Raw genomic sequence first — 12,150 nt, forward strand, 5'->3', positions numbered from 1 at the left:
GTTAACATTTAGTCTGGCTTAATGTAAAGATTTTGCTGCGTTATTGTTTATTTTTGCGAAGCGCGCCGCACCAATCAGAGGCAAACATCTCCCGTTGCACCGTTTCGGTGCTACCGATGATCTACGCTGGTGCGACAAAGTTGCACGTTAAGCCAAACTGCGTTTACCTGAATAAACAAAGCAATAGGCGTGCCAATATGGGTATCTGGAGGGAATTGTCGGGTGGCGGCTACGCCACCCGACAATAGAAGGAAAGGTTACTTCCGACGCTGACGCAGGCTCATCAGCACCGCGCCAAAGCCGAACAGCGCGGTCAGTATCCACAGCGGCCAGTTGCCGGTGCGCGCGTATGGCGTCAGCCCCGTGGTTGGTGTGACTTTAGTGGTCAGTACCTCACGGGTAAACTGCGGGATCATCGCCTGAATCTCGCCCTGCGGACCAATCACGGCGGTGATGCCGTTGTTGGTGCTGCGCAGCAGCGGACGCGCCAGCTCCAGGGAGCGCATACGTGCCATCTGGAAGTGCTGCCAAGGCCCGATTGACTTACCAAACCAGGCATCGTTGGAGATGGTCAGCAGATAGTCGGTATCCGGACGGAAGTTATCGCGTACCTGCTCGCCGAGAATGATTTCGTAGCAGATGGCTGCCGTCAGGGCAACGCCGTGCGCGTGCAGCTGAGGCTGTACGTACGGGCCGCGGCTGAAAGAGGACATCGGCAGGTCAAAGAACGGGGCCAGCGGGCGCAGAATCGACTCCAGCGGCACAAATTCACCAAACGGCACCAGGTGGTTCTTGTTGTACCGGTCAGTGGAGTGGTAGCTGTATTCGCTGTCTTTGCCGAGCGTAATGATGGTGTTGTAGGTGTCGTAGCGGTTCTGCTGATTCAGACGCGCATCGACAATCCCGGTGATCAGCGTGCTGCCGCGCGCCAGCAGCAGGTCGTTCATCATGTTGAGGAACGGCTGCTGGTTAATTTCCAGATCGGGGATTGCAGACTCCGGCCAGATAATCAGCTGGGATTTACCCATCACCTCTTCGGTGGCGTTGGCATAGATCTTCAGCGTATTCAGCAGCTCCTTCTCGTCCCACTTCATGGACTGCGGAATATTCCCCTGCACCATGGAAACCTGCATGGCGCGATCGGGCTCGGGCGTGAACCACTGGATATAGCGCAGCGGGAAGGGCAGGGCGAACAGCACCAGCGCCACGGCAAGCGGCTTCCAGCAGCGCGTGACCAGCGCCAGTACCAGCAGGCCGCTTACCACCATCAGCAGGAAGTTAATAGCCTCAACGCCCATGACCGGCGCCAGACCCTTCAGGGGGCCGTCAATCTGGCTGTAGCCGAACTGCAGCCACGGGAAGCCCGTCAGCACCCAGCCGCGCAGGAACTCGGTTATCTGCCAGACCACCGGCGCGGCAATGGCGACGCGCAGCCAGGTGGTTTTTGGCCACAGGCGAGAAAGGATGCCGGCGAACAAACCGGTATAGAGCGAGAGATATGCGGCGAGCAGTACCACCAGGAAGACGTTTACCGGGCCTGGCATACCGCCAAACTGGGCGATGCTGACATAAACCCAGTTAATGCCTGAGCCAAACAGCCCCAGCCCCCAGAAGTAGCCGATAGCCGCGGCCTGTACCGGACGACGATTCAGGGTCAGGCCCTGAAGCCCCATCAGGGAGAGAATGGCCGCGGGCCAGATATCGTAAGGAGAAAAAGCCAGCGTACCGCTGGCTCCGAGTAACAGCGCCAGCAGCAAACGGACGCGCTGGCGTTCAAGCAGTGGGGCAAATGCCATTTACATTAATCTTCCAGTTTTGGCACCGGTGAGTCGTCCGGCGTTCTGACGTGAACCTGTATAATACGTCGGCTGTCGGCCATGGCTACTTTGAACTGGTAACCGTCGATGTCAACGGTCTCACCGCGCGCCGGGAGGTGCCCAAAGGCCTGCATCACCAGCCCGCCAATGGTATCGACCTCTTCATCGCTGAAGTGGGTGCCGAAGGCGTCGTTAAAGTCCTCAATCGAGGCCAGCGCGCGCACGGTCCAGGTGTGGCGGCTAAGCTGACGGAAGTCGATATCTTCTTCTTCATCGTACTCGTCTTCGATTTCGCCCACGATCAGCTCAAGAATATCCTCGATCGTGACCAGACCGGAAACGCCACCAAATTCATCAATAACAATCGCCATGTGGTAACGCTGAGAGCGAAACTCTTTCAGCATCCGATCCACACGTTTACTTTCCGGCACAACCACGGCCTGACGTAACACTTTTTCCATGCTGAAGGCTTCGGCATCGCTGCGCATAAACGGCAGCAGATCTTTGGCCATCAAAATCCCTTCGATGTGATCTTTATCTTCGCTGATGACCGGGAAACGCGAGTGGGCGGATTCGATGATCACATCGAGGCACTCGTCCAGGGTCTGGTTACGTTTCAGGGTGATCATCTGCGAGCGGGGGATCATGATATCGCGAACGCGCTGGTCGGCGATGTCCATGACCCCTTCGAGCATTTCGCGCGTATCTTCGTCGATAAGGTCGTTCTGCCCGGAATCACGAATCAGCTCCAGCAGTTCATCACGGTTTTTGGGTTCGCCGTGGAAAAGCTGGTTCAGAATGAGGGAGAAAAATCCCTTTTTACTGGTTGTCGTGTCGCTACTGTGTGAATTGTCGTCGCTCATGGCGTTTGTTAAGGGTTCTCTTGTTAGTTCAACGTTTACCGCCACGCGATGTCCCTTCGTGGCGGCATGTGAGTCAGTCAGATGACGGACTATTCTTTCTCGGCAATGTACGGATCCTCATAGCCCAGAGCAAGCATTATCTCTGTCTCGAGGGACTCCATCTCTTCCGCTTCGTCATCTTCAATGTGATCGTAGCCGAGCAGATGCAGGCTGCCGTGTACCACCATATGCGCCCAGTGGGCCTCAAGCGGCTTTTGCTGCTCTTTGGCTTCCTGTTCAACCACCTGACGGCAGATGATCAGATCGCCCAGCAGCGGCATCTCAATGCCCGGAGGCGCTTCGAACGGGAAAGAGAGCACGTTGGTCGGCTTATCTTTCCCGCGATAGGTCAGGTTAAGCTCATGGCTTTCTGCTTCATCCACCAGGCGAATCGTAACTTCTGATTCTTCCTGAAACTGAGGAATAACGGCATCCAGCCATTTCTGAAACTGTGCCTCATCTGGCATGCCGGAATTGTCTTCACAGGCCAGCTGTAAATCGAGGATCACCTGACTCATTTCTGTTCTTGCTCCTGCGCTTCGCGCTTACGTTCTGCGGCCAGTTCGGCCTTACGCTTCTGATCCGCCTCTTCCCAGGCTTCATAGGCGTTTACGATACGCGCGACCACCGGGTGGCGTACCACGTCTTCACTGTGGAAGAAGTTAAAGCTGATTTCGTCGACCTCGGCCAGCACCTCAATGGCGTGGCGCAGGCCTGATTTGGTGCTGCGCGGCAGGTCGATCTGGGTGACGTCACCGGTGATGACCGCTTTCGAGTTAAAGCCGATACGCGTCAGGAACATCTTCATCTGTTCGATGGTGGTGTTCTGGCTCTCATCAAGAATGATGAACGCGTCGTTCAGCGTACGACCGCGCATGTAGGCAAGCGGAGCAACTTCGATTACGTTACGCTCAATGAGCTTCTCGACCTTCTCAAAGCCGAGCATCTCGAACAGCGCATCGTATAAAGGGCGCAGATACGGGTCGACCTTCTGGCTCAGATCGCCCGGCAGGAAGCCCAGTTTTTCACCGGCCTCAACGGCAGGACGGGTCAGCAGAATACGGCGGATCTCCTGGCGTTCCAGCGCATCGACCGCAGCGGCAACGGCCAGATAGGTTTTACCCGTACCCGCCGGACCCACCCCGAAGGTGATGTCGTGGTCGAGGATGTTGGCGATGTACTGCGCCTGGTTTGGCGTACGCGGCTTAATGACGCCACGTTTGGTCTTGATATTGATTGCCTTACCGTAGTCCGGCACGCTTTCCGCGCTCTGCTCAAGCACGCGCGCCTCTTTAATGGCGAGGTGAATTTGTTCCGGTTCGATATCCTGAATTTCGCCGCGCATCGGGGAGGTATCGACATACAGGCTACGCAGAATGTCCGCAGCGGCGTTGACGCAGATAGGGCGTCCGGTAAGTTTGAAATGATTATCGCGACGATTGATTTCGATACCCAGACGTCGCTCCAGTTGTTTGATGTTGTCATCAAACGGCCCGCACAGGCTCAGCAGGCGAGCGTTGTCTGCTGGCTCAAGGCTAATTTCACGCGTATCTATATTCAAACTGTTCCTCTTTAATTGGTTAACTGACCCATTGCGATAGGGCGTAATAAAACGTTCATTACCGAAATTATTCACGCCACAGAATAAAGGCGCAAGCGTTGCGGAAGATATTGGGGACGATGAGAGGAAATACAAGGCCTGCCGGAAAGGCAGGCCAGGAGAATTAAGGCTGGTAAATCCCCACGCCAGAATCGTTTTCTTTACGGGTACGAGAGATCACGGATTCCGGAGACTCGGCAATACGCAGGCCCATTTCGTCCTCGGTGCGTACCAGCTTCGCGCGCAGCGAGTTGGTCAGCACTTCGACAATCTCGACGTCCACGAATTTACCGATCATATCCGGGGTGCCTTCAAAGTTCACCACGCGGTTGTTTTCGGTACGACCGGAGAGTTCCATAATGCTCTTGCGGGAGGTGCCTTCCACCAGAATGCGCTGAACGGTGCCGAGCATACGGCGGCTCCACGCATTGGCCTGCTGGTTAATACGCTCCTGCAGAATATACAGACGCTGCTTTTTCTCTTCTTCCGGCACATCGTCAACCATATCGGCCGCAGGTGTTCCAGGACGCGCAGAGAAGATGAAGCTGTAGCTGACGTCAAAATTTACTTCACCGATGAGCTTCATGGTGCGCTCGAAGTCATCAGCGGTTTCGCCAGGGAAGCCGACGATAAAGTCGGAGCTGATCTGGATATCCGGACGCGCTTCACGCAGCTTGCGAATGGTGGACTTGTACTCCAGCACCGTATGCGGGCGGCCCATCAGGTTCAGCACGCGGTCAGAGCCGCACTGAATCGGCAGGTGCAGGAAGCTCACCAGCTCTGGCGTATCGCGATACACGTCAATGATGTCGTCGGTAAACTCCATCGGATGGCTTGTGGTAAAGCGAATGCGGTCGATACCGTCAATCGCGGCCACCAGACGCAGCAGTTCGGCAAAGCTGCCGGTGGTGCCATCGTAGTTTTCCCCGCGCCAGGCGTTTACGTTCTGGCCCAGCAGGTTCACTTCGCGAACGCCCTGTGCGGCAAGCTGCGCGATTTCAAACAGAATATCGTCTGCCGGACGGCTGACTTCTTCACCGCGGGTGTAAGGCACCACGCAGTAAGTGCAGTATTTGTTGCAGCCTTCCATGATGGAGACGAAGGCGGTCGGGCCATCGGCGCGCGGCTCTGGCAGACGGTCAAACTTTTCGATCTCCGGGAAGCTCACGTCAACGACCGGACTACGGTTGCCGCGAACCTGATTGATCATCTCCGGCAGGCGGTGCAGGGTCTGAGGGCCAAAGACAATATCCACATACGGGGCTCTCTGGCGGATCAGCTTACCTTCCTGCGACGCAACGCAGCCACCCACGCCGATGATCAGGTCCGGATTTTTTCGCTTGAGAAGCTTCCAGCGGCCTAACACGTGAAAGACTTTTTCCTGCGCTTTTTCACGAATCGAACAGGTGTTCAGCAGCAGCACGTCCGCTTCTTTCACATTTTCTGTCAGCTGGTATCCGTGGGTTGAATCCAGCAGATCGGCCATCTTAGATGAATCGTATTCGTTCATCTGACAGCCCCAGGTTTTTATATGGAGTTTTTTAGTCATCGACTTGCTCAGCTCAGGATTGCAAGCCGCGTATTGTAATGCTTTGGTGGGGTTGTGACCAGTATGAAGGTTATGTGTCTCAGGACCGCAAAAATCCGGTAAACTTAAGGGATTCTCCAATAAGGAAAATTGACCATGACACTCCTACACACCGAAGTTGCCGTTGTCGGCGGCGGTATGGTCGGCGGCGCGCTGGCGCTGGGGCTGGCGCAGCAGGGATTTGAGGTAACGGTAATCGAACAGGCTGCACCGCCGGCCTTCGATCCCGCCAGCAAACCGGATGTGCGCATTTCCGCTATCAGCGCGGCGTCCGTCGATCTGCTGCGCGGGCTGGGCGTCTGGGAGGCGGTGCTGGCGATGCGCGCGCACCCCTATAGCCGTCTTGAAACCTGGGAGTGGGAAAATGCCCACGTCGCGTTTGATGCCGCTGAGCTGAAGCTGCCGCGCCTGGGTTATATGGTGGAAAACAACGTGCTTCAGCAGGCGCTCTGGCAGGCGCTGGAGGCGCACCCGAAGGTGACGCTGCGCGTTCCGGCGTCGATTAAGGCTCTGCATCCTCACGAGAGCGGGTATTTGCTGACGCTCGACAGCGGCGATGAACTGGCCGTGAAGCTCGTCGTCGGAGCGGACGGCGCTAACTCGCAGGTCAGACAGATGGCGGGAATTGGCGTTCATGCCTGGCAGTATGAGCAGTCCTGCATGCTGATTACCGTCGAGTGCGAGAATGCGCCGGGAGAAAGCACGTGGCAGCACTTTACCCCGAATGGCCCGCATGCGTTTTTACCGCTGTTTGATAACTGGGCATCGCTGGTCTGGTACGACAAACCGGCGCGCATTCGCCAGCTGCAGGGGCTTTCAATGGAACAATTGCAGCGGGAAATCCGCCTGCATTTTCCGAGCCGTCTGGGCAACGTTACGCCGGTGGCTGCCGGGGCGTTTCCCCTCACGCGCCGTCACGCTTTGCAGTATGCCCGTGCAGGGCTGGCGCTGGTGGGCGATGCAGCACACACCATTCATCCGCTGGCCGGGCAGGGCGTGAACCTGGGGTACCGTGATGTCGATGCGTTACTGGATGTGCTGAGCAGCGCCCGCGGGCACGCGGAAAACTGGGCCAGCCATCAGGTCCTGAAGCGTTACCAGACGCGACGCATGGCGGATAACTTTATTATGCAGTCGGGAATGGATCTGTTCTATGCCGGGTTCAGCAATGACTTAGCCCCGGTGCGCATTCTGCGTAATATTGGACTGATGGCAGCGGAGCGTGCCGGTGGTCTGAAGCGTCAGGCGCTGAAGTACGCCCTTGGCCTGTAATCTTTTTTCCCTCTCCCTGTGGGAGAGGGTCAGGGTGAGGGCATCAGGCCGCACAATGTCGAACAACAAAAACAAAAAAGCCCGCAGAGCGGGCTTTTTTGTTACTTAAGTGGCTGGGGTGCAGGGATTCGAACCCCGGAATGCTGGTATCAGAAACCAGAGCCTTACCGCTTGGCGACACCCCAATTGCGTTAAACAAACTGCTTAACGACTTTTTAAATTGGCTGGGGTACGAGGATTCGAACCTCGGAATGCCGGAATCAGAATCCGGTGCCTTACCGCTTGGCGATACCCCAACAATTTGTCTTGATTACCGAAAAATCGACAATCTTAATTTGGTGGCTACGACGGGATTCGAACCTGTGACCCCATCATTATGAGTGATGTGCTCTAACCAACTGAGCTACGTAGCCAGTACTGCAATCTTCGATGGCTGGGGTACCTGGATTCGAACCAGGGAATGCCGGTATCAAAAACCGGTGCCTTACCGCTTGGCGATACCCCAATACCGCGGAGAACCGCAAAATCGAAGAAATATGGCTGGGGTACCTGGATTCGAACCAGGGAATGCCGGTATCAAAAACCGGTGCCTTACCGCTTGGCGATACCCCATCCGTGCAACGCTTACCTGGGAATGGTGCGGGAGGCGAGACTTGAACTCGCACACCTTGCGGCGCCAGAACCTAAATCTGGTGCGTCTACCAATTTCGCCACTCCCGCAAAAAAGATGGTGGCTACGACGGGATTCGAACCTGTGACCCCATCATTATGAGTGATGTGCTCTAACCAACTGAGCTACGTAGCCATCTTTTTTCGCGTTACCTTATCGGCGTTGCGGGGCGCATTATGCGTATAGACCCTTGCAGCGTCAACACCTTTTTCAACGAAAATAGCCGGAATGTGACTGTTTGGTTAGGTTGCGAACAGCGTGGCCGAATATTCGGCAATTATTGGTTATTAATCAGATTTAGACGGTGAAATGTGAGGCAAAAAAATCAGGCCCCTGAGGGGCCTGATTGCGATCTGAGTGATTATTTGTAGGCTGACTGGTGAACGCCTACCGCGCGTCCTGACGGATCGTTCATGGATTTGAAAGATTCATCCCATTCAATCGCTTTGGCAGAAGAGCAGGCGACTGACGGGCCACCCGGTACGCACTCCGCGGCGCTCGGTACCGGGAACAGCTCTTCAAAAATTTCACGATACAGATAGGCCTCTTTCGAGCCCGGCGTGTTGTACGGGAAGCGGAAGCTCGCGGTTTCCAGCTGTTGGTCAGAAACCTGTTTCGCCGCGACCTCTTTCAGGGTGTCGATCCAGCTATAGCCTACGCCATCAGAGAACTGCTCTTTCTGACGCCATGCCACGCTTGCCGGCAGGTAGGATTCAAAACATTCACGCAGGATATGCTTTTCCATTTTGCCGTTGCCGCACATCTTGTCCTGCGGGTTGATGCGCATCGCCACGTCGAGGAATTTCTTATCCAGGAACGGCACGCGCGCTTCCACGCCCCATGCGGACATCGCTTTGTTGGCACGCGCACAGTCAAACATATGCAGGGCCTGCAGCTTACGCACGGTCTCTTCGTGCAGCTCTTTAGCGTTTGGCGCTTTGTGGAAGTACAGGTAGCCGCCAAACACTTCGTCAGAACCTTCACCGGAGAGCACCATCTTGATGCCCATCGCTTTGATCTTACGCGACATCAGGTACATCGGGGTTGAGGCGCGGATGGTGGTCACGTCATAGGTTTCAATGTGATAGATCACATCGCGGATCGCATCCAGACCTTCCTGCACGGTGAAGTGAATCTCATGGTGCACGGTGCCGAGGTGGTTCGCCACTTCCTGCGCGGCTTTCAGATCCGGTGCCCCTTCCAGGCCAACGGCAAAAGAGTGCAGCTGTGGCCACCAGGCTTCTGAGCGCTCCTGATCTTCCACGCGACGGGCCGCGAATTTCTTGGTGATCGCGGAGATCACGGAGGAGTCCAGACCGCCGGAGAGCAGCACGCCGTAGGGCACGTCGGACATCAGGTGGCTTTTCACGGAATCTTCCAGGGCCTGACGCAGCTCGGCTTTGTCCGTGACGTTGTCTTTCACCGCATCATAGTCGAACCAGTCGCGCTGGTAATAGGAGCGGATCTCGCCGTCTTTGCTCCACAGATAGCTGCCTGCCGGGAACTCTTTAATGGTGCGGCAGACCGGCACCAGGGCTTTCATTTCAGAGGCAACGTAGAAGTTGCCGTGCTCATCGTGGCCCATGTACAGCGGGATAATGCCGATATGGTCGCGGCCAATCAGGTAAGCGTCTTTTTCGCTGTCGTACAGGGCGAAGGCAAACATGCCCTGCAGATCGTCCAGGAACTCGGGCCCTTTCTCCTGATACAGTGCCAGGATCACTTCACAGTCAGAACCGGTCTGGAACGCGTAGCGGTCGCCGTATTCGGCGCGCAGCGCCTGGTGGTTGTAGATCTCACCGTTGACAGCCAGTGCGTGCGTTTTTTTCTCGTTATACAGCGGCTGTGCACCGGCGTTGACGTCAACAATAGACAGACGTTCGTGAGCCAGAATCGCTTTATCGCTGGCGTAAACGCCTGACCAGTCCGGACCGCGGTGGCGCATCAGGCGGGACAGTTCGAGTGCCTTTTTACGCAGTTCGCCCGCGTCACTTTTAATATCCAGTACGCCAAAAATTGAACACATAACCTTCTCCGTTAACACTGTTGCTTTGTAATGTTGCTTGCTTATGAAAATGCCGCAAAGGGGCTGGGCGCGCAAGCGTTTTACGGGTGAAAACGGAAATAGTGCAATAGTGATTGCGGAATAGTGAAAAAAGAGTACGTCATGAATTATTTTATTGATGATTATGCAATGAAACGTGCTTTTTATTAGATGAGGTTTTATTTGTGCAGGCTATAAATGAAAAACCACGCCCTGAGGCGTGGTTCGGTATCAGATAATGTCGATTTCATCGACGGAGGGGTAAATCCAGCTTGGACGGAACGGCATTGAGTCAATGTCATCAAGCTGAGAGACGCCGGAGAGGACCAGAATCGTCTCCAGACCCGCCTGGAATCCGGCCAGAATATCGGTGCGCAGGTTGTCGCCGACAATAACCGTTTCTTCAGAGTGGGCCTGCATCTTGTTAAGCGCGGCACGAATAATCCACGGGCTCGGTTTACCGACCACAAACGGCTGACGACCTGAGATTTTTTCGATACCGGCGCACAGCGCGCCGCAGGCCGGATAAAAACCACGGCCGTGCGTATCCGGGTTGGTGGCGATAAAGCGTGCGCCGCTGGCGACAAAGTATGCTGCTTTATGCATCATCTCCCAGTTAAAGGAGCGCGTTTCGCCGACAATCACAAAGTCCGGGTTCACGTCAGTGATGGTAAAGCCAGCTTTGTACAGCTCGTGTATCAGCGCACCTTCACCCACCACGTAGGCTTTTTTCCCTTCCTGACGCTTCAGAAAATCCGCCGTGGCCATTGCCGAGGTATAAAACACGCTGTCCGGAACGTCGACGCCCGCCGTGGCAAAGCGGTTAGCCAGGTCCTGACCGGTTTGGGAAGGGTAGTTCGTGAGCAGAACCAGAGGCATTCCTTTGTCGATGATGCGGTGTAGAAACTCCGCAGCACCCGGCACGGCAACGTTGTCGTGCATCAGCACGCCGTCGATATCACAAATTACATTCTTAATGGTCATGGACAGTCCGACATCAAAAAAAGAAGGCGTTACTATAAGGTCCGATCAACTTTCCAGCAAATGCTGCAGCAGAATTCCGTTGAGCATGGCGCGTTTGACCAGCGCGAACGCGCCGATCGCCGAGCGATGATCAAGCTTTGAACGAACCACCGGGAGGTTCTGGCGGAATGCTTTCAGCGCCTGGGTGTTAATACAACCTTCAATGGCGGGGAGCAGCACCTTTTCCGCTTCCACAATTTCACCGGCGATCACCACTTTTTGCGGATTAAACAGGTTAATGGCGATGGCGATGGTTTTCCCCAGATGGCGTCCTACCTGCTCGATCACCTCACAGGCCAGCGCGTCGCCCTTATTGGCGGCTTTGCAGATGGTGCCTATCTTGCAATCGTCCAGCGTGACGCGGCTTTGATAACCCTGCTCAAGGAGATGACGAACGCGCTGCTCGATAGCGGTGTTAGCCGCGATGGTTTCAAGGCAGCCGAAATTGCCGCAGTGACAGCGCTCTCCGAGAGGCTCAACCTGAATGTGGCCGATCTCACCGACGTTACCGTTGCGACCAATAAAAATACGGCCGTTAGAGATAATACCGGCGCCCGTTCCGCGGTGTACGCGCACCAGAATAGAGTCTTCACAGTCCTGGCTCGCACCAAAGTAGTGCTCTGCCAGCGCCAGAGAGCGAATATCGTGGCCCACGAAGCAGGTCACCTTAAAACGCTTTTCCAGCGCGTCGACCAGCCCCCAGTTTTCAACCTGAATGTGCGGCATATAGCGGATCACGCCGCTTTCCGGGTCGACCAGGCCGGGCAGAATCACGGAGATGGCAATGAGTTCGCGGATCTTGCGCTGACAGCTTTCAATAAACTGCGCGATGGTATTCAGCAGCGCATGCTCCAGCGTTTCCTGAGTGCGCTCCGGAAGAGGGTAGTGCTCTTCCGCAATCGCTTTACTGCTCAGATCGTACAGCGTGAGCGTGGTGTCATGACGGCCCAGACGGACGCCAATGGCCTGGAAATTGCGGGTTTCGGTAATAATGGAGATGGCGCGGCGGCCCCCGGTGGAGGCCTGCTGATCGACTTCTTTGATCAGACCGCGCTCAATGAGCTGGCGGGTAATTTTTGTCACGCTGGCGGGAGCAAGCTGGCTCTGTTCGGCTATCTGAATTCGCGAGATTGGTCCGTGCTGGTCAATCAGGCGGTATACCGCCGCACTGTTAAGTTGTTTAACGAGATCGACATTACCGATTTGAGCTTGTCCGCCAGGTGTCATACTTTTA

9 protein-coding genes and 7 tRNA genes are annotated in these 12,150 nt (G+C 55.5%); 1 reads left to right on the forward strand and 15 read right to left on the reverse strand.

All coding sequences use genetic code 11. The features are described from left to right. Positions 1 to 257 precede the first annotated feature (257 nt). From lnt to miaB, 5 genes are all read right to left on the reverse strand, one after another. Positions 258 to 1,796 carry an apolipoprotein N-acyltransferase gene (gene lnt / locus ACOTZB_RS06950; protein ID WP_421626776.1) on the reverse strand — a complete coding sequence of 513 codons (1,539 nt, stop codon included), beginning with the start codon at positions 1,794 to 1,796 and terminating at the stop codon, positions 258 to 260. Between the two features lie 5 nt (positions 1,797 to 1,801). Further along, the gene (gene corC / locus ACOTZB_RS06955) at positions 1,802 to 2,680 is read right to left on the reverse strand and encodes a CNNM family magnesium/cobalt transport protein CorC (RefSeq protein ID WP_021242574.1); all 879 of its coding nucleotides are present in this window, start codon (positions 2,678 to 2,680) and stop codon (positions 1,802 to 1,804) included. Between the two features lie 89 nt (positions 2,681 to 2,769). Beyond that, the gene (ybeY, locus tag ACOTZB_RS06960; RefSeq protein ID WP_008501052.1) at positions 2,770 to 3,237 is read right to left on the reverse strand and encodes an rRNA maturation RNase YbeY; all 468 of its coding nucleotides are present in this window, start codon (positions 3,235 to 3,237) and stop codon (positions 2,770 to 2,772) included. After that, positions 3,234 to 4,280 carry a PhoH family protein gene (locus ACOTZB_RS06965; protein ID WP_008501053.1) on the reverse strand — a complete coding sequence of 349 codons (1,047 nt, stop codon included), beginning with the start codon at positions 4,278 to 4,280 and terminating at the stop codon, positions 3,234 to 3,236. Before ACOTZB_RS06965 ends, ybeY begins: the two co-directional genes overlap by 4 nt. A 163-nt stretch (positions 4,281 to 4,443) precedes the next feature. Beyond that, a complete protein-coding gene (gene miaB / locus ACOTZB_RS06970; protein WP_032641703.1) occupies positions 4,444 to 5,868 on the reverse strand; it encodes a tRNA (N6-isopentenyl adenosine(37)-C2)-methylthiotransferase MiaB in 1,425 nt (474 codons plus the stop codon). Between the two features lie 135 nt (positions 5,869 to 6,003). On the opposite strand from miaB, the gene ubiF reads away from it, so the two are divergent. Then, positions 6,004 to 7,179, forward strand: a complete 1,176-nt coding sequence (gene ubiF / locus ACOTZB_RS06975) for a 3-demethoxyubiquinol 3-hydroxylase (protein WP_421626777.1) — start codon at positions 6,004 to 6,006, stop codon at positions 7,177 to 7,179. Between the two features lie 110 nt (positions 7,180 to 7,289). Here ubiF and ACOTZB_RS06980 read toward each other — a convergent pair. From ACOTZB_RS06980 to nagC, 10 genes are all read right to left on the reverse strand, one after another. Beyond that, positions 7,290 to 7,364: transfer RNA gene (locus tag ACOTZB_RS06980), tRNA-Gln, on the reverse strand. Between the two features lie 36 nt (positions 7,365 to 7,400). Next, positions 7,401 to 7,475 (reverse strand) — tRNA-Gln (locus tag ACOTZB_RS06985). 40 nt (positions 7,476 to 7,515) lie between these two features. Further along, positions 7,516 to 7,592, reverse strand: a tRNA-Met gene (locus ACOTZB_RS06990). Between the two features lie 17 nt (positions 7,593 to 7,609). Next, a tRNA-Gln gene (locus ACOTZB_RS06995) sits at positions 7,610 to 7,684 on the reverse strand. 32 nt (positions 7,685 to 7,716) lie between these two features. Then, a tRNA-Gln gene (locus ACOTZB_RS07000) sits at positions 7,717 to 7,791 on the reverse strand. Positions 7,792 to 7,814: 23 nt separating this feature from the next. Next, positions 7,815 to 7,899, reverse strand: a tRNA-Leu gene (locus ACOTZB_RS07005). Between the two features lie 8 nt (positions 7,900 to 7,907). Then, positions 7,908 to 7,984, reverse strand: a tRNA-Met gene (locus ACOTZB_RS07010). A gap of 226 nt (positions 7,985 to 8,210) precedes the next feature. Continuing rightward, positions 8,211 to 9,875 (reverse strand): asparagine synthase B, encoded by a 1,665-nt coding sequence (asnB, locus tag ACOTZB_RS07015; RefSeq protein ID WP_421626778.1) that lies wholly within the window; start codon positions 9,873 to 9,875, stop codon positions 8,211 to 8,213. Positions 9,876 to 10,124: 249 nt separating this feature from the next. Continuing rightward, positions 10,125 to 10,877: a ribonucleotide monophosphatase NagD gene (gene nagD, locus ACOTZB_RS07020; RefSeq protein WP_023310763.1), complete on the reverse strand. Its 753-nt coding sequence runs from the start codon at positions 10,875 to 10,877 to the stop codon at positions 10,125 to 10,127. A gap of 45 nt (positions 10,878 to 10,922) precedes the next feature. Beyond that, positions 10,923 to 12,143, reverse strand: a complete 1,221-nt coding sequence (gene nagC, locus ACOTZB_RS07025) for a DNA-binding transcriptional regulator NagC (protein ID WP_021242995.1) — start codon at positions 12,141 to 12,143, stop codon at positions 10,923 to 10,925. Positions 12,144 to 12,150: the final 7 nt, after the last annotated feature.

Origin of the sequence: Enterobacter cloacae complex sp. SHL020 (genome assembly GCF_049236945.1) — a bacterium.
Taxonomy (GTDB): Bacteria; Pseudomonadota; Gammaproteobacteria; order Enterobacterales; family Enterobacteriaceae; genus Enterobacter; species Enterobacter dykesii.

Bases quoted from the DNA above. Each gene is read 5' to 3' on its own strand.
- lnt (WP_421626776.1), bottom strand. From the start codon at position 1,796: ATGGCATTTGCCCCACTGCTTGAACGCCAGCGCGTCCGTTTGCTGCTG.
- ubiF (WP_421626777.1), top strand. From the start codon at position 6,004: ATGACACTCCTACACACCGAAGTTGCCGTTGTCGGCGGCGGTATGGTC.
- asnB (WP_421626778.1), bottom strand. From the start codon at position 9,875: ATGTGTTCAATTTTTGGCGTACTGGATATTAAAAGTGACGCGGGCGAA.
- nagD (WP_023310763.1), bottom strand. From the start codon at position 10,877: ATGACCATTAAGAATGTAATTTGTGATATCGACGGCGTGCTGATGCAC.
- miaB (WP_032641703.1), bottom strand. From the start codon at position 5,868: ATGACTAAAAAACTCCATATAAAAACCTGGGGCTGTCAGATGAACGAA.
- corC (WP_021242574.1), bottom strand. From the start codon at position 2,680: ATGAGCGACGACAATTCACACAGTAGCGACACGACAACCAGTAAAAAG.
- ybeY (WP_008501052.1), bottom strand. From the start codon at position 3,237: ATGAGTCAGGTGATCCTCGATTTACAGCTGGCCTGTGAAGACAATTCC.
- nagC (WP_021242995.1), bottom strand. From the start codon at position 12,143: ATGACACCTGGCGGACAAGCTCAAATCGGTAATGTCGATCTCGTTAAA.